Annotated in this window: 19 protein-coding genes; 10 read left to right on the top strand and 9 right to left on the bottom strand. The window is 62.8% G+C overall.

Annotated features, from left to right (window positions below; all coding sequences use genetic code 11):
• Positions 1 to 31: 31 nt before the first annotated feature.
• Positions 32 to 4,963, bottom strand: a complete 4,932-nt coding sequence (locus N805_RS11685; RefSeq protein ID WP_329959582.1) for an NEL-type E3 ubiquitin ligase domain-containing protein — start codon at positions 4,961 to 4,963, stop codon at positions 32 to 34.
• 138 nt (positions 4,964 to 5,101) lie between these two features.
• On the opposite strand from N805_RS11685, the gene N805_RS11680 reads away from it, so the two are divergent.
• The 3 genes from N805_RS11680 (at position 5,102) to N805_RS11670 (ending at position 7,490) form a co-directional block, all read left to right on the top strand.
• On the top strand, positions 5,102 to 6,028 hold the full coding sequence (locus tag N805_RS11680; RefSeq protein WP_028613550.1) for an alpha/beta fold hydrolase: 927 nt from the start codon (positions 5,102 to 5,104) through the stop codon (positions 6,026 to 6,028).
• A 76-nt stretch (positions 6,029 to 6,104) separates the two neighbouring features.
• Positions 6,105 to 6,524 carry a VOC family protein gene (locus N805_RS11675; protein WP_019473834.1) on the top strand — a complete coding sequence of 140 codons (420 nt, stop codon included), beginning with the start codon at positions 6,105 to 6,107 and terminating at the stop codon, positions 6,522 to 6,524.
• A gap of 84 nt (positions 6,525 to 6,608) precedes the next feature.
• Positions 6,609 to 7,490: a sterol desaturase family protein gene (locus tag N805_RS11670; protein WP_019473835.1), complete on the top strand. Its 882-nt coding sequence runs from the start codon at positions 6,609 to 6,611 to the stop codon at positions 7,488 to 7,490.
• Here N805_RS11670 and N805_RS11665 read toward each other — a convergent pair.
• A complete protein-coding gene (locus tag N805_RS11665) occupies positions 7,473 to 8,159 on the bottom strand; it encodes a helix-turn-helix domain-containing protein (RefSeq protein ID WP_019473836.1) in 687 nt (228 codons plus the stop codon). The two genes, N805_RS11670 and N805_RS11665, sit on opposite strands and share 18 nt — an antisense overlap.
• Before the next feature lie 207 nt (positions 8,160 to 8,366).
• Here N805_RS11665 and N805_RS11660 point away from each other — a divergent pair, with 207 nt between their 5' ends.
• Positions 8,367 to 10,040, top strand: coding sequence for an MFS transporter (locus N805_RS11660; protein WP_019473837.1), 1,674 nt, complete (start codon positions 8,367 to 8,369; stop codon positions 10,038 to 10,040).
• A gap of 79 nt (positions 10,041 to 10,119) precedes the next feature.
• Here the strand turns inward: N805_RS11660 and N805_RS11655 are convergent, their stop codons facing one another.
• The 3 genes from N805_RS11655 to N805_RS11645 form a co-directional block, all read right to left on the bottom strand.
• Positions 10,120 to 11,073 carry an IS110 family transposase gene (locus N805_RS11655; RefSeq protein WP_028613551.1) on the bottom strand — a complete coding sequence of 318 codons (954 nt, stop codon included), beginning with the start codon at positions 11,071 to 11,073 and terminating at the stop codon, positions 10,120 to 10,122.
• A gap of 243 nt (positions 11,074 to 11,316) precedes the next feature.
• On the bottom strand, positions 11,317 to 11,886 hold the full coding sequence (locus N805_RS11650) for a hypothetical protein (protein WP_028613552.1): 570 nt from the start codon (positions 11,884 to 11,886) through the stop codon (positions 11,317 to 11,319).
• 29 nt (positions 11,887 to 11,915) lie between these two features.
• Positions 11,916 to 12,302: a VOC family protein gene (locus N805_RS11645; protein WP_028613553.1), complete on the bottom strand. Its 387-nt coding sequence runs from the start codon at positions 12,300 to 12,302 to the stop codon at positions 11,916 to 11,918.
• A gap of 215 nt (positions 12,303 to 12,517) precedes the next feature.
• Here N805_RS11645 and N805_RS11640 point away from each other — a divergent pair, with 215 nt between their 5' ends.
• Positions 12,518 to 13,423, top strand: a complete 906-nt coding sequence (locus tag N805_RS11640; RefSeq protein WP_016500346.1) for a LysR family transcriptional regulator — start codon at positions 12,518 to 12,520, stop codon at positions 13,421 to 13,423.
• A 47-nt stretch (positions 13,424 to 13,470) separates the two neighbouring features.
• On the opposite strand, the gene N805_RS11635 is transcribed toward N805_RS11640, so the two are convergent.
• Positions 13,471 to 13,944 (bottom strand): YMGG-like glycine zipper-containing protein, encoded by a 474-nt coding sequence (locus N805_RS11635; protein WP_028613554.1) that lies wholly within the window; start codon positions 13,942 to 13,944, stop codon positions 13,471 to 13,473.
• A 145-nt stretch (positions 13,945 to 14,089) separates the two neighbouring features.
• Between N805_RS11635 and N805_RS11630 the strand changes: the two genes are divergently transcribed.
• The 4 genes from N805_RS11630 to N805_RS11615 are packed head-to-tail and all read left to right on the top strand — an operon-like array spanning position 14,090 to position 17,500.
• A complete protein-coding gene (locus N805_RS11630) occupies positions 14,090 to 14,686 on the top strand; it encodes a paraquat-inducible protein A (RefSeq protein ID WP_028613555.1) in 597 nt (198 codons plus the stop codon).
• Positions 14,683 to 15,312 (top strand): paraquat-inducible protein A, encoded by a 630-nt coding sequence (locus N805_RS11625; protein ID WP_028613556.1) that lies wholly within the window; start codon positions 14,683 to 14,685, stop codon positions 15,310 to 15,312. Before N805_RS11630 ends, N805_RS11625 begins: the two co-directional genes overlap by 4 nt.
• Entirely contained in the window at positions 15,312 to 16,952 is a 1,641-nt protein-coding gene (locus N805_RS11620; protein WP_028613557.1) for an intermembrane transport protein PqiB, read from the top strand. Before N805_RS11625 ends, N805_RS11620 begins: the two co-directional genes overlap by 1 nt.
• Positions 16,953 to 16,963: 11 nt before the next feature.
• On the top strand, positions 16,964 to 17,500 hold the full coding sequence (locus N805_RS11615) for a PqiC family protein (protein ID WP_028613558.1): 537 nt from the start codon (positions 16,964 to 16,966) through the stop codon (positions 17,498 to 17,500).
• A gap of 18 nt (positions 17,501 to 17,518) precedes the next feature.
• Here N805_RS11615 and N805_RS11610 read toward each other — a convergent pair whose 3' ends face one another.
• The 3 genes from N805_RS11610 to N805_RS11600 all read right to left on the bottom strand — a co-directional run bounded on the left by N805_RS11610 (position 17,519) and on the right by N805_RS11600 (position 21,733).
• On the bottom strand, positions 17,519 to 19,033 hold the full coding sequence (locus tag N805_RS11610) for an MDR family MFS transporter (RefSeq protein ID WP_028613559.1): 1,515 nt from the start codon (positions 19,031 to 19,033) through the stop codon (positions 17,519 to 17,521).
• 10 nt (positions 19,034 to 19,043) lie between these two features.
• On the bottom strand, positions 19,044 to 19,712 hold the full coding sequence (locus N805_RS11605) for a TetR/AcrR family transcriptional regulator (protein ID WP_046811321.1): 669 nt from the start codon (positions 19,710 to 19,712) through the stop codon (positions 19,044 to 19,046).
• 242 nt (positions 19,713 to 19,954) lie between these two features.
• Positions 19,955 to 21,733 (bottom strand): phosphoethanolamine transferase CptA, encoded by a 1,779-nt coding sequence (locus N805_RS11600; RefSeq protein ID WP_080956798.1) that lies wholly within the window; start codon positions 21,731 to 21,733, stop codon positions 19,955 to 19,957.
• Positions 21,734 to 21,937: 204 nt separating this feature from the next.
• On the opposite strand from N805_RS11600, the gene N805_RS29825 reads away from it, so the two are divergent.
• Positions 21,938 to 22,093, top strand: a complete 156-nt coding sequence (locus N805_RS29825) for a DUF2986 domain-containing protein (RefSeq protein ID WP_016500341.1) — start codon at positions 21,938 to 21,940, stop codon at positions 22,091 to 22,093.
• Positions 22,094 to 22,151: the final 58 nt, after the last annotated feature.

Below are 22,151 nucleotides of genomic sequence, written 5' to 3'. Positions count from 1 at the left end.
TTTGAAGACCTGCGCGGCGACCGAGTACGGTTTAACTGCCGAGTGTCTGCAGTTGGCGAGTGAGGCTGGTCAATAGACCGGTTTCAACCTGTTGCTGCTCGGCGGTCAGCACGTCCACCCCCTGGCGATACTGCTGCTCGTTGATCGCCACGCGTCGCAGAATGCCGCTGGCATCCAATGGGCTTTCAGGCATGACGCTGGCCAGGGCTCGGAGCAAGGAACTGTCCAGGGACGTCACCGGGTCAGCGGTTTCATCCAGGCAGTAATACAGGTAGTCCAGGCCTGGGCGCCAAAAGTCGGTAATCAGGCTGAACTGCGCTGCATGCTCTCGCTTCAGGTACTCAACCCAGCCCGGCTGCCGGTTCAACCATTGCTCTCGAGCGGTGGCATCCGTATCCAGCACAAGGACCGCAGCTTTCACCTTGTCGATGATTGCCCGGTTGATCCTGGCCGTGCTGCGGTGCAGCATGCCGCTGCTGGGCTCAGGGTAGTCCAGCACGGTAGCCAAGGACTGGCGCAAGGCCAGGCGCAGCTCGATATCGTCCACCAGCCCGGTTTCCAGGGCGGAGTCCGGAAAGGCAGAGGGCTCGTCGAGCACATCGTATGAGGGTAGATCTTCGTCGTAGGCATCATCGAGCAACGCCTGCTTGCGCAAGGACCGTCTCCAGCTGATGCGGTCCGCCAGTTGATTGACCTGATCGCGTCGATACAATTTTCGATACAGGTTCAGCAGATCGGCCGGCCGACTACCGGCATGACCGGCAGCGTGGTGGGCCAGCACTTCTATCTCCAAGGCACTGAAGGCGTCGGCTCCTGCGTCGCCGCAGGTTGGGGGGAAGTCCCCGGCCACGGTGGCGAGGCGTTCGCGCAACACGGTGTCGTGGGCAGCATCATCCAGCAGCTCCCATACACGCTCCCTCAGCGCCTCGGCATCACGCCGCGCTTCTGCCGACTGGGCAACACGTTCGAGCACCCCCAGCAACGCTGCGTTTTCACCTTGGTCAAACAGATCGCTCCACAGCTGCTCTTCGGCACTGCTCGCGCCGCCACGGATAAAACCTTGCCACGGCGGTACGTCTTCTGCGTGCTCGAATACATTGACGCCACTACTGCCCAGGCGCGCACGTGCCTCGGCTTCCAGTGTGTTGTAGTTGAACAGCCAGCGGCGCTCGGGCAAGCGCGCGGCCACATCGCGGGCGAACGGGGTGCGCAGTACACCTGACAAGTCTGGCACGGTACGAATACGGTTGGAGGAGAGGTTCAGATAGCGCAGCTGGTACTGGGGCTGGCTCATGAGGATTGTCAGGCTGTCGGGCCACTGCTGCAGTTCGCAACGCTCAAGGTCCAGGTGGCTGAGGCGGGCCATGAAGCGCAGGTCGGGCGCCAGCTGCAATGGGTTGCGAGGCATGTGCAGCACCTTGGGGTGGATCATGTCCTGAAACTGGGCGGCAAGGCGTTCATCCAGTGTGATCTGGTTGTGGCCCAGGCCGAGTGCATCCAGGGGCAAGCGCGTCAGGAAGGCAAGACTGGCGTCATCGAGCCGCAGCCGGTTACGGCTGAGGCCCAGTACCCGCAGGCCAGGCATCGCCCCGATGGCCTGCTGGGCAGTGGCTGAAAGCGTAGTCAAGCCATTGCCTGTCAGGCCCAGTTCGCGTAGCCGTGGGGCAGACTTGAGCGCCTCGAACAATGTTTCAGCGTCAATCTCCGGGTTGCCGATGATTTCCAGGGTGTCCAGGTCAGGGAAGTTTGCCAGGAAGCCACCCTCCAGGCGCCGCATTTGCAACCCATCAATGACGAGTTGCCGGATATGCGGCATACGGGCAGTGAACGCTGGCAGTGCTTCCAGTTGCATGTGGCTCAGCACAAGCACTGCGCGTTGCGCGCCACCTTCACGCCGCGAAGCACTCATCAGCCGCTCGGTGAATTGCTGGCGATCAAAGCGTTCATCCAGGGTGCGCGAGGTGCCAACCCAGCGGTTGAGATCACGGTTGAGGGCGCGCTGCTCGGCTTCCAGCTGGCTGATTGCGCTACCCAGGTCCCCCCCTTGGGCGAGTTCGGTTTGCAGTACGCTGATCTGCTGGCTGCTGAGTTCGGGGTAGAGTGCCCGAAGTCGACGCGCGGCCGGCAAGGCTCGCCCGTGCAAGCCACGGCCGCTCAGGGGATAGCCAAGCTGGCCGTTGGCCAACCGCAAGGGCGAGCGGAACCTGGGGTTGATGGGTTGTTGGCCTAGCAGTGAGGCGCAGTGCTGGCGGTCGCCAAGGGCAAGCTGTAGCAACTGGGCCGAGTCAGCCTGCGGGTGTTCGGCTTGCAGCGCCTGTTGCAGGCGCTGGCTGTCGTCGTTGGCCAGGCTGGGCCTGAAAATGCCCAGGATGGCGCGGTCAAGCCGCGCTCGAGCTTGCAGAAGGCGAGCTTCCTCGGCGATGCGAAGCGGCACCCGTCCGTTTGTCAGGCTTTCCCGTTCGGCGTTGCCGATGTTGGCCAGCAATGCTTCAAGGGCGCTATCCGGCAGGCCGGGAAACTGCCGGGCGAGCGGTTGCGCGGTTGGGGGGAGGGTGGGGCGGTGACTTTGTTGCAGGCTGCTTAGCAGAGCGCCGCGATGTTGTTCCAGGTGTTCTGCGAGCAGGTTGTTCAATGCGGATGATCGGTGCTCGGTCGGCGTGTCGCCGAGCACCTGGAGAACGGCTTTTTCACCCATCTGAGCTAACACTGTCTGGCTCAACTGGCCATTGTCCAGGTCGTTACGGGTAACTTCGATTTCTACCTGGCCAACCGGGTGGACAGGGCCGTAGTGCACAGATTCGCCCCAAGGCTCTGGCCCTTGGTAAACCTTGAGCACGTGCCCCTCAGGCCAGCCCGGCAGGCGCAGCAACTCAGGCAAGGCAAAGTTTTCGTACGCAGCCAGCGGCAGCCCATGGCGTACGCGGGTGATGATCTGTTGTGCCTGGTTGTCCAGTTGCAGGCGCTGTAGCGTGTCGAGCAACAAGGCGGGTGGACGCAGGCCGGCTGCGTGGGCACGGCGCAACACGGCTTGATCGGTACCGGTACTGCGCAGGGCGGTGTCCAGTTCGCGCTCGTCCAGGCCTGCACCATAGCCGCCAAGGCGGCGCATGAGTTGTTCGCGGTCCCATTCCAGAGGCTGTTCATGGGCCAGTTGCCAGCGGGCGTTACCATGGTGCAGCAAGCGTGGGGCATAAGCCTGCGCGTCATCGGGGTGACGCACGTGCCATTGTTGTTCTGCGTCCTGAAACACTTCGTACAGCGTCCCATCCAGCTTCAGGTAGGTCTTCCCATCGATGTGCACGTGGCCGAGCAAGTCGGGTTGGGCCCCTTCAGGGATAGCCGCTGTGCTCGCATAGGGCGTCATGTCGGGGTGCCAGAGCAGTTCTTTGTCTTCATGCCACACACTTGTCAGCGCATCCACAAAGCCTGACGCCTGGACGATCTTGGCGCCCGTGGCAAAACCGGCAATCACCGCCGCGTTGATTGCCAACGACTCCAGCTGCGCCAGTGCTTGCCGGGTATCGCCTTGTTCCCAGGCCTCGAAGCCGGTGAAAACCGAGCTCATCAGATCGTAAGCGAAAACGCCAAGCATGACCGTGTTCAACCCAGGCACGAAAAACGCGGCGACGTTCAGCATATTCATGCCCAGCTCAAGCCAGTGCTTCAGGCGCTTGTCGCGGGCCCTGGCGTCGACCTCGGCGGTAGGGACCGCAATGGTTTTTGCGTCGGCCTTCATGCGCGCAAGGTGTGCGTTGTACAAGGTCGCCCAAGGGTCGGTTCTGATTGGCGAGGGGGTGAAAGGCAGTACGGGCATGTTTCGGGGTTTGCGTCTGCCTGCTTCATCCGTTTCGAACAGCGCATGTTCCAGTTTGTCGGCCAGTTCCTTTTGCCTGTCTTTGTAGGCGAAATGCACCACGGTTCGGCGAAACTCGCTTTGCAATAGCCGGCTGCGCAGGTGTTTACCGGCTTCCTGACGAGAAGCAAACTCCCTTATAGGATGCTCGCTATCGCCAGGCATATACAGGACACAGGGGTTTTTCCGGTCAGGATTGTCTGGCCCGATGAACAGTATTTCGTGGACGGGGATACCGAACAGGCTGAAGTTCCAGCAATGCAGTGGCTGTTTTTCATAGGTGGGGTGAGGCTCGCCATCGCACAGTTGGCCAAGCGCATCGAGCCCAGGTTTGCTCAGCAGGCCTTTGAGCTTTGCAATCAGTGCCTGGACCCTCAGGGCCTCGCGACTTGCTGCTATCGACCGGCGCTGGACTTCGGCGCGATTGGCGCCCTCATGGGTTGCCAGCAGGTGCTCTTGATAGCGTTTGCCAAGGTCCAGGGCCCGGCAGTGGTTGACGAAGTCCGCCATTGTCAGGTCCGGTAGGAGCGTAGCGCTGCCCGCAGCGCTGGTGAGTCTGCTGTAAGCCCCTACTTCGGCCAGGCCCTCGAAGTTGTGCAGGGCTGCCTCCAGCAAGCTGCGTGTTTGCGGTTCGCCCACAGGGCGAGTGGCCAGGACATCCACCTCAAGGTGCGGGACCAAGGGCGTTTCTACGTCGGGTACGCCGACCCAGATGTTGGCATCGGGTTCAAAGGGCTGGAACACATATTGCGCCCTGTCTACGGGCACGCTCACCTTCAAGCGCTCGGTCAGCAGAGGGGTACAGAAGCCGATGATGTCTTTGAAACCCGCCAGTGCCTGCCTGACTTGTACCAGGCGTTTGTCCCGCGTTTCGATAGCGCTGCGCAACTGCTCACGCGCTGGCTCATCGGCAGCGGCGTACCACGAGTAAGGGGAGCCATCTTCAGCCAGATAATCCTTGCGCAGGCTTTGCAGCACCTTGTGCGTATGTGCGGGGTGAAGAACCTTGCTCCATTTCGGTAATGTTCGGGTTATCTGGCTTTGATGTAACGGCGTGGGGTGGGTCATGGCAACGATCTCTTGCGTTGGGGTCGGATAGTCCACGCTCATCAAGGCGTCATGGTGCGGTAGATAGTTGTCGGCAACGGTCGGTCCTGCGCATGCGCGGGTCGGTGAGGGGCTAGCAGCGAGGGGGGATCTGCGAGAGGGTGAGGCAGGCTAAGGCGCAGGCAGCCAAGGAGAATTGCAATGCGTTCGCTGTGCAGTCCGAAAGATCACCTGCTCGACCTCGATGGTATTGAAATAGCGGTCCGCACCTGGGGCGCCGAAGACGGTATTCCCGTACTGGCCTTGCATGGCTGGCTGGATAACGCTGCCTCGTTCGAACGCCTGGCACCGATGCTGGACGGCTGCTTCGTGGTGGCCCCCGACCTGGTCGGTCATGGTCGTTCGGACCATCGCCGCCACGACAGTGGCTACTATTTATGGGAGCATGCCCAAGACATGTTGGCGGTGACCGACAGCCTGGGCCTGGCGCAATTTCATGTGCTGGCCCATGGCATGGGCACCGGTGTAGCGTCGCTGCTGGCGGCCATGACCAGCGGCATTGCCAGCATGACCTTCCTCGACGGTATGGGGGCACCGTTCACGGTGGCCGAGGATGACCGCGTGCAGCACCTGGCGCGGGCCTATCGACTGAGGCGCATGGTCCAGCGCAGCCAGCTGCCGGGCTTTGCCGAGCCGGACGTCGGCCGTTTCGACGACCTGGACACCGCCCTGGCGCAACGCCGCGAGCGCCTGGACACCGAGCTGTCGGAAGGTGCCGCACGGCTGCTGGCATTGCGCGACCTGCTGCAACTGGGCGATGGCTACTGCTGGCGTCACGACCCGCGGCTGGTGTTGCCCGAACCCATGCCGCTGACCGAGCGCGAAGCGTGCGACCTGCTGAACCAGATCCGCTGCCCGTTGTACCTGCTGTTCGGCCGCCAGGGGGCTTTCACCGGCGAGGCCTTTACCCGGCGTCAGGCCGCCTTGCCCAGCCAGGCGAAGGTTTCCTGGCACCCGGGCGGGCACCATTTTCACCTGGATGCACCAGACCGGGCGCTGGTCGACCAGCTGCTGCGTATCCTGGCGCAGCATGAAGGGGGCGTTCTGCAACGGTTGGTGAACGAGTAGCTGATTCTGGTCACGCTCCAGCGACCTGGGCTATGGTGGCGAACGTCATTGCGTAAACGCCATAAGGAGCCCAGGCATGCGACCGTTCACCATCAAGCATATCGATCACCTCGTGTTGCGGGTCAGCGACCTGCCGCGCAGCGTTGCTTTCTACACCGAGTTGCTTGGTTGCGCGGTCAGCCGCGTGCGCGAAGACCTGGGCATGGTGCACCTGGCCACGGGCACGGCAATGATCGACCTGGTGACCCTGGACGGCCCGCTGGGGCGGCCGGGCGGGGCGGCACCTGGGGTGGAAGGGCGCAACCTGCACCATTTCTGCCTGCGTATCGAGCCGTTCGACGAAGCCGCATTGACCGCCTACCTGGACGCTGCCGGGGTAAAGGTAGAGCCCGCAGAAAAGCGTTATGGCGCCGAAGGCGAGGGGCTTTCGCTGTACTGCTACGACCCGGATGGCAACCAGGTGGAGTTGAAGGGGCCGGTCGCGCAGGCGGTATGAGGGGCCTGTACATGCGCCGTTCCTTCAAGCGCCCTCCTGGCGTCAGGCCCGACACTGGTGGCTCCTGACTATCTGGAGTGACCCATGCGCACCCTCTATGCCCCTCTATTTTTCTTCGGTTTCATTGCCGCGGCACTGTCACTGGCAGACCACCCGTTGTGGCTGCTGCCACTGCTGGCCAGTGCTGTGTTGCTGTCATTCACCTGCGAACGGCTCATCCCTTACAAGGCCGCCTGGAATCAGGCACAAGGCGACAGCCGCCGCGACCTTTGCCATGCACTGATCAACGAATGCCTGACCCTCTGCAGTGTGGCGGCCATCCCGCTGCTTGCCCACTGGCTGCCGGGAACAGGCCTTTGGCCTGATCAGTGGCCGTTGGCCTTGCAGTTGCTGCTGGCCATTGCCTTGGCCGACCTGGGCATCACCCTGGTGCATTACGCCAGCCACCGTAGCCCGCTGCTGTGGCGTCTGCATGCGGTGCACCACAGTGTCACCCGCTTGTACGGCTTCAATGGTTTGATGAAACACCCCGTACACCAGTTGCTCGAAACCCTGGGCGGCACCTTGCCGCTGCTGCTGCTCGGCTTACCCGTGGAGGTGGCAGCGTTGCTGGCGTTCAGTGTGTCTATCCAGCTGTTGCTACAGCACAGTAATGTGGACATGCGCATTGGCGGCTTGCGCCATGTGTTTGCCTGGGCGCCGGTGCATCGCCTGCATCACCTGAAGTATGGCAGCACCGGCGACGTCAACTTTGCCCTGTTCTTTCCGCTCTGGGACCGCCTGCTTGGCACGCTACTGTACCTGCCTGGCTATGCGCTGGCGGACGACGACATGGGTATCGGTGATCGGCCGGACTATCCGCAGGCGTACCTGGCGCAGTTGCGTGAGCCGTGGGCAAGCGGGGATGTTCATCCACCTGCGGTATTGCCGGCGGGGCTGCGCCAGGCTTTAGCCGAGCGTACGTAGGCGCAAGTGACGCAAAGCGGCCCCGGGGCTGAGGCCGAACTGGTGGCGAACACTGCGGGTGAAATGCGCCGAGTCGGCAAACCCCGCCGCCAGTGCCGCCTCGGTCAGGCTGGCGCCGCCCAGCGCCCGTTGCAGGGCCACGCGCAAGCGCTGCCACAGCACCAGCCGGCGCACTGACAGTTTCAGTGAACCGCTGAACAGGCGTTCCAGCTGGCTGATCGACAGTGCTGCTGTGCTGGCCAGTTCCTGTGCCGGCAAGGTCTGCTCATCGAGTGCGCGGATTCGCTCGAGCGCTTTCTCCAGACGCGGGTCGAGCGGGCGGCGCGGCCAGCGCCCAAGGTTTTCTGCCAGTTGCTCTGCGCTGTTGCCGGCTTGCTCGCAGGCGTGGGCAAGGTTTGCCAGGTCGAACGCCAGCGGTTCGGCGAACAGGGTAAGGCACGGTACGCCATGACTGAGGATGGCATGGGGTTGCCGCGACGCGATCAGCACCTGGGGGCCGCTGCAGATCTGCTCGCCCAGGCGCACCTCGACATCCGCACCGAGGCCGACAAGCACCTGGTGCGCGTAGTGCACATGGCTGTCGGTCCTGCCTAGCGTCGACCGCAGCAGGCAGTAATCGTCAGCCAACCAGATATCCCCCTGCCAGCCTGGTGTTGCCTTGTCGTTCATGTCGCCCTCTTGTGTATGGCCATGCGGGTGGATATCCCGGCAAACCCGATTATGCTTCAGTTACCTTGCTGCGATCCGAGGCGGCCCGCCTCGTCGTGCTTCGCGCAACCAAAGCAAGCCCTAGGGCCTGGGTGCGACGGTGAAAGGGGTGTGACTGACTCCCTGTGAGGTGCTCCGGCCTGCCTGACGACAAGACGGAGGCAACCCATGGCGGTTATCGACAGCGCATCCACGGGCAGTAGCGCGCCCCAACGCGGCATTACCAAGGAGGAGCGCAAGGTCATCTTCGCCTCGTCCCTGGGCACAGTGTTCGAATGGTACGACTTCTACCTGTATGGTTCACTGGCCGCGATCATCGCCAAGCACTTCTTTGCCGGTGTCAATGAAACCACCTCGTTCATCTTCGCCTTGCTGGCCTTCGCTGCCGGTTTTGCAGTACGGCCGTTCGGGGCTATCGTGTTCGGTCGCCTGGGCGACATGATCGGGCGCAAGCACACCTTCCTCATCACTATTGTGATCATGGGCCTGTCTACGGCACTGGTGGGCCTGCTACCCAGCTACAGCGCGATCGGCGTGGCTGCGCCGATCATCCTGATCACCCTGCGTTTGCTGCAGGGCCTGGCCCTGGGTGGCGAGTACGGCGGCGCGGCCACCTATGTGGCTGAACATGCGCCCAAGGGCCGACGCGGCTTCTTCACCGCCTGGATCCAGACCACCGCGACCCTGGGGCTGTTCCTGTCGCTGCTGGTGATCATGACCTGTCGCACGGTCATGGGTACCGAGGTGTTCGAGGCCTGGGGCTGGCGGGTACCGTTCCTGCTGTCGATCCTGCTGCTGGCGATCTCGGTGTATATCCGCATGCAGCTCAACGAGTCGCCGGTGTTCCTGAAGATGAAGGCCGAAGGCAAGTCATCCAAGGCACCGCTGACCGAGTCGTTCGCCCGCTGGGACAATCTCAAGGTGGTGATCATGTCGCTGCTGGGCGGTACCGCCGGCCAGGCCGTGGTGTGGTACACCGGGCAGTTCTATGCGTTGTTCTTCCTGTTGCAGACGCTCAAGATCGAGCCACAGACGGCCAACCTGCTGATTGCCGGTTCGCTGCTGATCGGCACGCCGTTCTTCATCATCTTCGGTAGCCTGTCCGACCGCATTGGCCGCAAGAAGATCATCATGGCCGGCTGCATCATCGCTGCGCTGACCTATTTCCCGATCTTCAAGGCGCTGACCGAGTACGGTAACCCGGACGTGTTCGTCGCCCAGGAGCAGAATCCGGTCGTGGTGGTGGCTGACCCTGACCAGTGCGCGTTCCAGTTCGACCCGGTGGGCAAGGCCAAATTCACCAGCTCCTGCGACGTTGCCAAGAGCCAGCTGGCCAAGCGCGCCATTCCCTATACCAACCAGGCAGCCGAACCTGGCAGCGTGGCGCAGATTCGTATTGGTGAGCGGGTACTGCCGAGCTTTGAAGGCAGCAGCATGGCCGCAGCGGACTTCAAAGTGCGGAGCGAGGCGTTTACCGCCACCTTGAGTGGTGCGTTGAAAGAAGCAGGCTACCCGGAAAAGGCCGACCCGGCGAAGATCCACTACCCGATGGTGCTGCTGTTGCTGACCATCCTGGTGATCTACGTGACCATGGTCTACGGGCCAATCGCCGCCTGGCTGGTGGAGTTGTTCCCGGCGCGTATCCGCTACACCTCGATGTCGCTGCCTTACCACATCGGTAATGGCTGGTTCGGCGGCTTCCTGCCGACGGTTGCGTTCGCCATGGTGGCGGCTACCGGGGATATCTATTACGGCTTGTGGTACCCGATCGTGATCGCGGTAATGACCGCGGTGTTGGGGATCCTGTTCCTGCCCGAAACCAAGGACCGGGATATCAACTGATGGGGCAGCTGTGCCGGCCTCTTCGCGGGCAAGCCCGCTCTCACAGACTGTGTTGTACCTGTGGGAGATTCTATGGTTTTCAGCAAGCCGGTTTCCCACCTTTGGAGACATATTCGTCCTGATTCTTCATCAGGGCGAATGCCACTCGCGCAAGCTTTCTGGCCAGGATTACCAACGCCTGGGTTGTTGCTTTACCCGCATTGCGATGTTGTTCGTAGATCCCTTTCCAAGTGGCCGTCCGGCTGGCTGACATCGCCGCGTTATGCAACAGACGACGGATTTCTGAGCAGCCTCGCTTGGTCAGGCGGCGACGTCCATTCTTCTGCCCAGAATCAATCACTCGTAGATCCATTCCCAGGAATGCAATGTACGAATCACTGCTCTTGAACTCGCCCCGCATAAAGGCCATTACCAAGGCAGTGGCGGTGAGAAACCCAATGCCCTCTACCGCTTGGCAGCGAGCAACTTGCTCGTGCAGCCCAGCTTCGCGCAGCACTTCTTTAATTTTCTTTTGGATCAACAAATCCAGCCGGTCTATCGATTTTACAAAGGTTTGGAAGGCGGCTTTCAAGAGGGCTTCATTAGCCCAGCTCTGAGTCATCGCCGTGCGGGCAGTCACCAAGGCCGCTCGGCGTCGCAGAAGGCTCTGAAGCTTGCCGTAGACGGCGGGAGGGGGAGTCCAAGGGCGGAGGTCTTCCCCCTCGTTTTTCAAAAATCGGGATAACAACCGAGCATCAGAGGGGTCCGTTTTTACCCGCACACCCACGCTTTTGCGGTAGTTGCTCAGTTGGAACCCATCAATGACATAGACCTCGAAACCCAGGCTATGGGCCAGCTCAACCAAGTCCAGGTGGTAAACATTGGTCGCCTCAACAGCAATTGCCGTGTTGAGAGGCTGTTGCTTCAGCCATTTCTTGATTTCCGGTTTGGTATTTTTCACCTTGATGATCTCATCGCGATCATCGTGATGAATCACTAACTCTGCTTTCGCGACATCCGCACCCACGATCAATTTGCCAGCCTGCATTGCCACGGGAGCCTCCTCACGTTATGGTTTTTTGGCTTGAAGGGGTTTCACCAAGAGGCGCTGGCTTGCTTCTATCGTCGTTTGCAAACGATGCATTCTTTATCGGCGCTTTGGTGGAAGGGGTGGGGCGATGTCTCCCACGGTCTGTACTGCTGTGAACAGTCAGAATCGGGCATTTAGTCCCACCACCCCTTCAAGTCTAACCATACAAGCGGGCAAGCCCGCGAAGAGGCCGGCACAGGCCATCAATCAGTCGAAGTAGCCACGCAGGCCAAAGGCATACCCGGTATCCACCCCCGCTGCCTCACCCCGGCTCCAGCGCTTCTTCAACACGAACTCGAACGCCGGCTCGTACAGCCCGTCGCGCACCACCGCCCCCGCCAGCACCTCCACGTCATACCAGCCATTGTCCAGCTCGATGATCGGCCGCCCCGGCACCTGGTAGCGGGCAATCAGGTCTCCCAGGGTCTTGGGCGTGAAATGCTGCAAAATGCGCCAGGTGTACAGCATCACCGCCCCGTGCTCGACCCGCAGCACATAACCATTGCGCCGGTGCTTAAGGCGGCTGCCGGCTTCGCGCAGGGCCGGGGTGTGGCCATCGAGGGTGAACAGAATGCGGTAGGGCAGGTTGTCGACCCCGGCCAGCGGCAGCACGATGCCTTCGTGCACCGCCTTGTCGCCGCTGTCGCCATGGGTGAAGGCGTAGGCCAGGTCGTCCGGTAGCGCATGTTCTTGCTTGAAGCGCTCGAGCAGCTGGATATCGCCAAGCAGAAAGTAATCGACCAGGTCGTTAAGTACTTCGCTGAATTCGTGGCGCATCTGTTTTCCTTATTGGTGCGCGTGGGGTGTCAGTGTTTCTGGGCGATCTGGATCAGGTTGCCACAGGTGTCATCGAACACGGCCACGATGACGGGGCCCATGTCGGTGGGCGGCTGGGTGAACTGCACGCCCGCTGCACACAGCCGTGTGTACTCGGCCTGGATATCACGTACGCCAAACGAAGTGGCGGGGATGCCGTCCTGCTTGAGGGCGGCCTTGTACACCTTGGCCGCCGGGTGCGCGTCTGGCTCCAGCAGCAGTTCGACGCCATTGGGATTGTTGGGCGAGGTCAGGGTCAGCCAGCGGTGCCGGCCCATGGGAATGTCGTGCCTGGGCTCGAAACCGAGTACGTAGTGGTAGAAGGCCAGGGCCTTGGCCTGGTCGTCGACGAGAATGCTGGTGACCACGATCTTCATAGGCGTACACCGTAATGCTGAGGCCGTTGGGTATCAGTAAAGACGTTCGGGAGTATTTGGCCAGCAGCTGTTCCCGGGCTCGGGTTATCGCTCTACAAAAAAACTTCTCAAGCCATAGGTAAATCCTTCATCACCTGGCCCCCGTCCGCTAGCGAGCGGGGTTAAAGTGTCAGGCATGATCCCTGCGCGCCCAAACCGGCGTCAAAGAGGTGCCCGTGGCTGCCTATACCTTGCGACAACTCAAGTACTTCGTCACCACCGTGGAGGCCGGTAGCGTTGCCGAGGCCTCGCGCCAGCTGTACATCGCCCAGCCGTCCATTTCCACGGCCATCAAGAGCCTGGAAGAAAGCTTCGGCGTGCAGTTGTTCATTCGCCACCACGCCCAGGGCGTGTCGCTGACGCCCAGCGGCAAGCGCTTCTACGCCAAGACCCGATCGCTGCTGCAGATGGCCCACGAGTTCGAGCAGAACGCCCTGGCTGACAACGACACCGTCGCCGGGCAGATCGACATCGGCTGTTTCGAAACCGTGGCACCGCTGTATCTGCCGCGCCTGATCGCCGCCTTTCGCCAGCGTTACCCAGGTGTGGATATCCGCCTGCGCGACGGCGAGCAGCAAGAGCTGATACAGGGCCTGACTGCCGGAACGTTCGACCTGGCGTTTCTCTACGATCATGACCTGGACGGCACCATCGAAGCCGAGCCGCTGATGCCGCCGCAAAAGCCCTACGTGCTGCTGCCGGAGAACCACCGCTTTGCCGGCCAGGCCCAGGTATCGCTGCGCGACCTGTGCCCGGAGCCGATGATCCTGCTGGACGTGGCCCCTAGCCGTACCTACTTCGTCAGCCTGTTCAACGAGATGGGCCTGACGCCGAACATCGTCTTCAGCTCACCGTCGATCGAGATGGTGCGGGGCATGGTCGGGCAGGGTTTCGGTTTTTCGCTGCTGGTGACCCGACCGCATTCGGAATACACCTACGACGGCCAGCGCCTGGCCCTGCTGGATATCGCCGAGCCGGTGGCGCTGTCGGGGCTGGCGGCGGCGTGGTTGAAGCGGGTGCAACTGACCAAGCCTGCGCAATTGTTCGTCGAGTTCTGTCGGGAAGAGCTGGCGAAGTTCTGAAAGCGGCACGCCATGCTGTACATCCAGGGGCATGGCGTGCCCGCTGATCACGGATTGATCTGATAGCCGCGCCCTTGCAGGCAACCGCTGTAGGCACTGGCATGGGCCTGGGTTTTGGCCTCGCCTTCGCTGCGCCGATCCTGGCGCCGGTCCTGACGCTGGCGCATGCCGCCGACCGCCGCACCGGCAGCGGCCGTTTCGCCGGCACGGTTCTGCCGGTATTGCTGTTTGGCATCGTCACTGGCCCGGTCATACAGCTCCTCGTGCTGGTTGCCGCGCACTTGCGCGCCCACGGCACCGGCCGCGGCACCTGCCGCCGCACCACGCACCCGGCCACCGACATGGGCTTCGCTGGACGTCGCGGTGCTGTTCGCGGCGTTGGTAGCGACGGTATTGCAATCGTTGATGTCCAGTTGCATCTGCTGGCTGCTCTGGCCCTTGAGCGGCACTACCGACTGCGCCTGGGCTGCCGATGCCGCACACAGCAGCACCAGCAGGTAACTCCACGTGAATGTACGCATGGCACACCTCCACCGGGCAGAAAGCCCGTTTCACAGGATAGTCCGTCATCGGTTGGGGATGGCGTATTTATCTGCATGGTCTACACCGGATAACAGAGTTCGCCATTGCATGTGACCCTCACGTCGGGCTAACCGTGGACACGCCATGACCCAGCCCCAGGATCTGATCATCTGTGAGTACTGCGACACGGTGTACCAGCGTGCGCCTTTGCTCAAGCACCAGCGCGCCCTTTGCCAGCGCTGTGGCGGCGTGCTGTACCGGCATACGTCACTGACCATCGAGCAGCGGCTGGCCTTGAGTGTGACCGGCGGCATCCTGCTGGTGTTTGCCAATGCCTACCCGGTGATGACCATCGGTATGCAGGGCCTCACCCATTCGGCAACGTTATGGGATGCGGTGCAGATCCTCAGCCACGGCAGCATCACCTTCATCGCCCTGGTCATGGCGCTGTCGATCATCTTTGCCCCGGTGCTGCAAATTGCCATGTTGTGCTGGGTGTTGAGTTTTGCCTTGGCCGGCCAGCGTGCCCCCGGTTTTGCCCTGTGCATGCGCGGCCTGGAAAGCCTGCGGCCGTGGAGCATGCTGGAAGTGTGCCTGCTGGGGGCCATGGTGGCAGTGATCAAGCTGGCCGGGCTGCTCGATGTGATCCCCGGCATCGGCCTGGTGGCCCTGGCGGCGCTGAGCATGCTGATCATCCATATTGCCGGCAAGGACATTCGCGACTTGTGGGTGCAGGTATGAATTACCCGGCCAACGCCGACCAACTGGGGCTGCGCCTGTGCCATGGCTGCGGCCAGGCCTGTGATCTGCGCAGTGGCGCACACACGTGCACGCGCTGCGGCGCCGCCATTCACCGGCGCAAGGCCAATGCCATCGCTCGGGGCTGGGCTTTTCTGCTGGCTGCGCTGGTGTTCTACATCCCGGCCAACCTGCTGCCGGTGATGCACACCGAAATGCTTGGCAGTGGCAGCGAAAGCACTATTGGGGGTGGTGTGCTGGAGTTCTGGAAGGCCGGCGCCTGGGACATCGCGCTGATCATCTTCATTGCCAGCGTGGGGGTGCCTGCCATCAAGTTCTTCTCGCTCGGCCTGCTGCTGTTCACCGTCCAGCACCGTTCCACCTGGGCCTGCCGGCAGCGCTCACAGCTGTACCGCTTCGTCGAGCTGATCGGGTACTGGTCGATGCTCGATGTCATGGTGGTGGCGCTGGTGGCGGCGCTGGTGCAACTGCGCGGGCTGGGCACCATCGAGCCGCGGGTGGGCATCCTGTTCTTTGGCATGGTGGTGGTGCTGACCATGTTTTCTGCGATGAGCTTTGATCCACGCCTGATCTGGGATAGCCATGCCAACGAGGGGAGGCCGCACTGATGGGGCAGCAGACTGACGAGCGCGAGGGCGCAGGCCAGGTTGAGGTACGCACCCGGCGCTGGAGTGTGTCGCTGGTGTGGATCGTGCCGATCCTGGCAATCCTGATTGGCGCTTCGCTGGTGGTGCGCAACTGGATGCAGCAGGGCCCGGTCATTGCCATTTCCTTCCACTCGGGGGAGGGGCTGGTGGCCGGCAAGACCCAGGTCAAGTACCGCAGCGTGGTGATTGGCGAAGTCACGACGGTGGACTTGGCCGATGACAAGAAAAGCGTGGTCGCCAAGGTGCAGTTGACCGATGATGCCCGCGCGTTCGCCACTCAGGGCGCGCGTTTCTGGGTGGTGCGCCCGCGCATTGGCGTGGGCGGGATTTCCGGGGTGGATACGTTGCTGTCGGGCAGTTTCATCGGGGCTGATTCCGGCGAATCGAAAGTACCGGTAAAGTCCTTTGTCGGCCTGGAACTGCCGCCGCCTATTACCTTCGACGAAAAGGGCAAGCGTTTCTTCCTCACCGCCAGCGACCTGGGTTCGCTGGATGTCGGCTCGTCGATCTACTACCGCAAGATCCCGGTGGGCGAGGTGGTGTCCTTTGCCCTGCAGGACGATGGCAAAGGGGTGGAAATTGGCGTGTTCGTGCAGGCCCCCTACGACAGTTTCGTCACCGCTGATAGCCGCTTCTGGAATGCCAGTGGCGTCGACATGCAAATTGGCGCCAATGGCCTGAAAGTCGATACCGAATCGTTGTCATCGATCCTGGTGGGCGGGCTGGCCTTTGGCTCGCCCGATTTTGCCCCGCAGGCCGAGCCTGCTGCCGACCAGGCCCGCTTCCAGCTGTTTGCCGACCGGGACTCCGCCTTGGCCCCGCCCAATGGCCAGGCGCAATACCTGCAGTTGCGCTTCGACCAGGCCATGCGCGGCCTGTCGGTGGGTGCGCCGGTGGAGTTCAAGGGCGTGGAGTTTGGCAGGGTCACCTCGATCAAGCTTGACTACGATGCCGAGCGGCAGTCCTTCCCGGTGGTGGTCGATGCGGTGGTGTACCCACAGCGGCTGGGGCCGGTGCACCGCAAGATGCTGGCAGTGTTCAAGCACACCGAGGGCGATGTGGATGGGGCGCGGCGGCTGATCGGCACCTTCGTCGAGCACGGGCTGCGGGCCCAGGCGCGTAGCGGCAACCTGATCACCGGGCAGATGTTCATATCCCTGGATTTTTACCCGGATACCCCCAAGGTGGCCTTCGACATGGCCGCCAACCCCATCACCATCCCCACCTTGCCGGGCAGCCTGGAACAGTTGCAGGAGCAACTGCAGCGGGTGGTCGAGCGCATTGCCAAGCTGCCGCTGGAAAGCATCGCCGGCAACCTGGACGGCAGCCTGCGTGAGCTGCGCGCCAGCCTCAAACAGTTCAATGGCCAGACGCTGCCGGATGTGAAAGTGGCGCTGGATGAAGTGCACAAGACCCTGCGCACGGCCAATGCGGCCATTTCCGAGGACTCGCCGCAGCGCGAGCGGATGGGTGAAACGCTGGACGAGCTGGAGCGCATGTCGCGTTCGCTGCGTGACCTTGCCGATTACCTGGGCCGGCACCCCGAGTCGCTGATTCGCGGGCGGCCGAAAGCGGCCGGGGCCGCAGAGCTTGAACCCTGAGGAGACAGCCGATGCAACGACTGCGCAATGTGTGTGTGGCCAGCCTGCTGGTGTGGCTCGGGGGCTGCAGCAGTACGCCGAACAACTACCACACGCTGGTGCCGAACGAGCCGATGCGTGACAGCGGGCAGCACATCCGGGTGACCCGGGTGGTCGTGCCGCCCCAGGTGGACCGCCCGCAACTGGTGGTGCGCCAAGGGCAGAGTGGCCTGGCCATTCTGGAGACAGAATGGTGGGGTGCCAACCTGGTGGACGAGTTTCGCAGCGCCTTGCAGGACCAGCTGGGTGGGCCTGCGGGTGGCGGCAATGCGGCACTGCGGGTGGATGTGCAGCGCTTCGATACGGTGCCCGGGCGCTATGCCTCGCTGGACGCCGTGTGGCGCCTGAAACGGGTGGGGCAGGCCGAGCTGACCTGCCGCACCGCGGTGCAGACTGTGGCTGACAACAGCATCACCAGCCTGGTGAATGCGCACCAGGCCAACCTGCGCAAGTTGGCAGAGGCGGTGCGGGGCAGTGCCGGTCGGGGTAGCTGCCCGCCATCTGCCTGAAGGCGTGCCGACCAGTCTTCACCCGTGCGTGGCCCTGCGTAGCGGCACCTCGCGCAGCAGCCACGACAGTGCGAAAGCCACGCTGGTGATCACCCCGGCCAGCAGGAACACACCCTGCATTGCCCCGGAAAACGCCTGCAGGTAACTGTGCTGCAGGGCACCGGGCAGGGCATGCACGGCGGCCGGAGAAAGGCTCGCGGCACCCCCGGCGCTGGCGGCGAAGTCACTGCCCAGGCCGCCCAGCAAGCTGTGCGAGAACAAGGCGCCGAACAGCGACACACCAATGGCGCCGCCAATCGAGCGGAACAACGTGGCCCCGGAAGTCGCCACGCCCATGTGGCGTAACTCGACGCTGTTCTGCACGGCCAGGATCAGCACCTGCATGACCATACCCAGGCCGGCACCCAGCAAGCCCATGTACAGGTTCATCAGCGCCATGGGGGTGTCCAGCGCCAGCCGGCTGAGCAGGCCCAAGGCAATGACTTGCAGCAGGGTGCCGAGGATCGGGAACACCCGGTAACGCCCCCAGCGGCTGATCAGCCGCCCGGTAATCGCCGACACCACCAGCAGGCCACCCATCAGTGGCAGCATCTGCAGCCCGGCACTGGTGGGCGTGGCGTTCTTCACCACCTGCATGTACAGCGGCAGGAAGGTGACTGCGCCGAACAGCGACACCCCGACGATGAAGCCGATCAGCCCGGCAAGCACGAAGGTGCGGTGGCGGAACAGGTGCAGCGGCATGATCGGCTCGGCAGCCCGGCGCTGTTCCAGGACGAAGCCAACCAGGCCGATCAGGGCAAACAGCAAAAGGCACAGCATGTCCAGCGACTGCCACGCCAGCAGGCTGCCGCCGAGGCTGGTGATAAGTACCAGGGCAGCCAGTGCCACGGTAAGGAAGAATGCGCCGATGTAGTCCACCGTATGCCGTACCAGGGCCACGTGCGGGCGAAACACGCTGCCGATCACCAGCAGCGCCAGCAGGCCCAGGGGCAGGTTGATGTAGAAGATCCAGTGCCACGACAGCTGCTCGACCAGGAAACCGCCGATCAGCGGCCCCACCACCGTGGCCAGGCCGAACACGCCACCGAACAGGCCTTGGTAGCGGCCGCGTTCGGCAGGCGGGATGACATCGCCGATGGCGGCCATCGCCACCACCATCAAACCGCCGCCCCCCAGCCCTTGCAGAGTACGGAAGGCAATCAGCTGGGCCATGTCCTGTGCTGCGCCACACAAGGCCGAGCCCAGCAGGAACAGCACGATGGCCACCTGCAGCACACGCTTGCGGCCGAACTGGTCACCGAATTTTCCATACAGCGGCACCACCACCGTGGAGGCCAGCAGGTAGGCGGTGACCACCCACGACAGCCAGCGCAGCCCGCCGAGGTCGCTGACGATGGTCGGCAGCGCGGTCGAGACGATGGTCTGGTCGAGGGCGGCCAGGAACATCACCAGCATCAGGGCTGCCAGCAGCAGCGGGATGGAGGTGTGCGCGTCCGTTGTGGCGGGGGAGCTATCAGTGGATACAGGTTGCACGGGGCGTACCTCAACGGGGTGTGGCGTGGGCCTGGGCATGCTGCTGGCCAGCGTCCTGCAGGCCCGCCAGGGCAAACCGGTAGAGTTGCGCTGCAACGGCCTCGCTGGGCATCTGCAAAATCTCGTGCAGCGCTCCGGAGCCGCCGCGCGGGCCGATCAGCAACATTGCCCAGGGCGCCGTGACGCACAGGATGCAGCGGGTCAGGGCCGGCTCGTCGATGGGGATGGCGCTGACCTCGCTGAACAGCCCCTTGAGCAGTGACAGGCGCAGGGGTGCGGCGGCCTGCAGATGCGCCTGGCCATGGGGGCTGGGGGCGAGGATTTCTGCGGCCAGTACCCGCAGGTGCCAGTTGTCCCGGGCCTGGGTGGCCTTGTGCACCACCAGCTCCACCAGCACGCGCAGCTTTTCGGCCGGTGCTTGGCTGCCCTGGGTGATGCGTTGCAGGTCGCTGAGGTCGAGGAAGCGTTGGCGGGCCTCGTCGAGCACGGCCAGATACAGGCCATTGCGGCTGCCGAAGTGGTAGTTGATCGAGGCCAGGTCGACCTCGGCCTTGGCCGCGACGGCCTTGTTGCTGGTTTCGGCATAGCCGAGTGCGGCGAACAGTTCGCCGGCGGCTTCGAGGATGCGCGTACGGGTGACGGCGCCGTCCTTGCGGGGTTCTCGGGGGGCTGCGGGCATGGTGGGTACTCTGCAAGCCAGGAAGATGGGCAGAGCGTGGGTGACGCTTAATTTAAAATCAATTTAAATTTAATTTATGTGACGAGAGGTTTAGGGCGCTGGGGGCTGCGTTGCAGCCCATCGCGACACAAGGCCGCTCCTACAAGGGATTGCGCAAGCCCAGGCTGATGCGATCCCCTGTCGGAGCGGCCTTGTGTCGCGAAAGGGCGCAAAGCGCCCCGGCAATCTCAACCGCGCAACAATCAGTCCAGGCTTTTGCCTGCGTGATCTTTGTCGCTACTGGCCGTTTCCTGCACCCGCTCGGGCTTGTCCAGCGGCAGGTGGTCGAACTCGCGCAAGCCATCCTTGCGGTACGGGTCACCAATCCAGCGTGGTGCCACCACAAATTGCGGGCTCACCAGGCTCTTGGCCGGCTCGAAGCGGTCATAGCTCAGGCCGGCCAGGTCGGACAGGGTATGGATCAGGTGCGAGCTGCTGTAAGCGCGGTTGGCCATGGCCTGCAAATCACGTGGGTGCTCGGCCTGCCAGCTGGGCGAGGTCCACAGCAGGAACGGGATGGTGTACATCGGCCGGGTCGGCGCGCCTTCGTTGCGCCCCAGGCGGTCGTGGTTGCCGGAGCTGTACACGTCTTCGCCATGGTCGGACAGGTACAGCAGGAAACCATTGGGGCTGCCGGCCGAGTAACGCTTGATCAGGCTCGATACCACGTAATCGTTGTAGCGCACCGCGTTGTCGTAGAAATTGTAGGTTTCTACCTGGTCTGGCGTCAGCTTGCTCGGCACGCCCTGGCTGTCGGTGAAGTGCGCGTAGTCGCTCGGGTAACGGAAGCGATAGTCCATGTGCGTGCCCAGCAGGTGCACGATGATGAACTTGTTCGGTGCAGGGTCCTGCAGGGCCTTCTCGAACGGCGCCAGCACCACGTCATCGTATTGGCTGGCGTTCTGGTTGCGCTGGTTGTTCAGGTAGACCGGCGCATCGGTCTGCTGCGAGAAGGTGGTCAGCATGGTGTTGCGCTTGGTCATGGTCTGCTGATTGGTGATCCAGAACGTCTTGTAGCCTGCCTGTTTCATCAGGTTGATCAGCGACGGGTCGGTGAGGAAGCGGTCCGGGTTTTGCTCGTTGCCAAAGGTGAGGATCTGCTGCATCACTTCGATGGTGTACGGGCGTGGCGATACCACGTCGCGGAACACTGTAAGGCCCTTGTCGCTGGCGGCCAGCGCGTCGAGGTTGGGGGTGGTGTCGCGGTTGTAGCCATACAGGTGCATGTGCTCGCGGGTCGTGGACTCGCCCAGCACCAGCACCAAGGTGCGTGGCGCCGTACCGCTGCTGTCACGCAGGTTTTGCAGGGGCGGCAACGCGGCGTTCTGCGCCAGCAACTTCTGCATGTTGTCCAGTTGCTGAAGGTACTGACGGTAGCCGACCAGCAGTTGCCAGGGCACTGCAGGCTCCATGCGCTGCTGCACTTTCTCGGCAGCATCGGCGAAGTTGCGCTCCTGGGTCACCATCTGCTTGTAGAACGGGTACACCAGGTTGGCGACCAGCAACAGCGCCACCACTGGCAGGCGGCTGCGCAGGGGCAGGGTGACCGGGCGCACGCGCTTCCACAGCAGCACCGCCACCAGCGTGTACAACAGCAGCGCCAGGCCCAGCCACACGCTGAAGTACTGGCTGAAGTATTCACCGGCTTCGGCGGTATTGGACTCGAACATCACGAAGATGACGCTTTGCGAGAACTCCTGGCGATAGATGCCGAAGTAGCTCAAGCCCACCAACGATGCAGCCCAAAGCACCAGGCCGATGACTGCCGCCGTGGCGCGGGTGAAGCGGGGCAGCAGCAGCACCGGGGCCAGCCACAGGCTGCTGAGGAAGAACGCATCGCGAAAACCGGCGAAGCCGGTAGTCCCGCTGAACAACAGCAACGCCTGGGTGACGCCGGAGAAGTACCAGAAGAACAGCAAAAGCCAGCCCAGGCCGGCCCAGTCCACGCGCGTGTGCGCGGCGGGGGATGTAGTGTGTGACACGTATGCCTCGTCGTACCTTGGCGGCCAGCGGATGTGCCCGTGACCGGAAAGGGCGTGACGCTAAGCTGCGGCGTGTGAAAATAACGTCAAGGTGGCGAGGAATAGGGGCCGGCGGGTAACCCGGCGCCATGTTTACTGGCGCAATGCGCAGGCCACACGGGTATGATGTGGTCAGCAAAACTGCACTGAAAGGCCCTGTGGATTATGAACCGTCGCAAGAAGATCAAGCAGCTATTGGAGGCGCATGCCAAAAAGGCCAATGCCAAACTGGCACCGCGCAAGCCCAAGTACATCTGCAAGGCTGACCGCTTGAAGATGGAGGCAGAGGCGTCGGGGGATACGCCTCAGCTGGCCGATTGAAACGGACCGTGTAGGAGCGGCCTTGTGTCGCGATCGGGCCGCAGAGCGGCCCCTGCGA

This window comes from Pseudomonas putida S13.1.2 (assembly GCF_000498395.2).
GTDB classification, from domain to species: Bacteria; Pseudomonadota; Gammaproteobacteria; order Pseudomonadales; family Pseudomonadaceae; genus Aquipseudomonas; species Aquipseudomonas putida_Q.
The sequence above is the reverse complement of the archived record's forward strand: the minus strand, read 5'-3'. Positions and strand labels throughout refer to the sequence as shown.

Bases quoted from the DNA above. Each gene is read 5' to 3' on its own strand.
- N805_RS11635 (WP_028613554.1), bottom strand. From the start codon at position 13,944: ATGCGTACATTCACGTGGAGTTACCTGCTGGTGCTGCTGTGTGCGGCA.
- N805_RS11665 (WP_019473836.1), bottom strand. From the start codon at position 8,159: ATGAACGACAAGGCAACACCAGGCTGGCAGGGGGATATCTGGTTGGCT.
- N805_RS11650 (WP_028613552.1), bottom strand. From the start codon at position 11,886: ATGCGCCACGAATTCAGCGAAGTACTTAACGACCTGGTCGATTACTTT.
- N805_RS11675 (WP_019473834.1), top strand. From the start codon at position 6,105: ATGCGACCGTTCACCATCAAGCATATCGATCACCTCGTGTTGCGGGTC.
- N805_RS11685 (WP_329959582.1), bottom strand. From the start codon at position 4,963: ATGAGCGTGGACTATCCGACCCCAACGCAAGAGATCGTTGCCATGACC.
- N805_RS11615 (WP_028613558.1), top strand. From the start codon at position 16,964: ATGCAACGACTGCGCAATGTGTGTGTGGCCAGCCTGCTGGTGTGGCTC.
- N805_RS11605 (WP_046811321.1), bottom strand. From the start codon at position 19,712: ATGCCCGCAGCCCCCCGAGAACCCCGCAAGGACGGCGCCGTCACCCGT.
- N805_RS11620 (WP_028613557.1), top strand. From the start codon at position 15,312: ATGGGGCAGCAGACTGACGAGCGCGAGGGCGCAGGCCAGGTTGAGGTA.
- N805_RS11645 (WP_028613553.1), bottom strand. From the start codon at position 12,302: ATGAAGATCGTGGTCACCAGCATTCTCGTCGACGACCAGGCCAAGGCC.
- N805_RS11630 (WP_028613555.1), top strand. From the start codon at position 14,090: ATGACCCAGCCCCAGGATCTGATCATCTGTGAGTACTGCGACACGGTG.
- N805_RS11680 (WP_028613550.1), top strand. From the start codon at position 5,102: ATGCGTTCGCTGTGCAGTCCGAAAGATCACCTGCTCGACCTCGATGGT.
- N805_RS29825 (WP_016500341.1), top strand. From the start codon at position 21,938: ATGAACCGTCGCAAGAAGATCAAGCAGCTATTGGAGGCGCATGCCAAA.
- N805_RS11660 (WP_019473837.1), top strand. From the start codon at position 8,367: ATGGCGGTTATCGACAGCGCATCCACGGGCAGTAGCGCGCCCCAACGC.
- N805_RS11670 (WP_019473835.1), top strand. From the start codon at position 6,609: ATGCGCACCCTCTATGCCCCTCTATTTTTCTTCGGTTTCATTGCCGCG.
- N805_RS11625 (WP_028613556.1), top strand. From the start codon at position 14,683: ATGAATTACCCGGCCAACGCCGACCAACTGGGGCTGCGCCTGTGCCAT.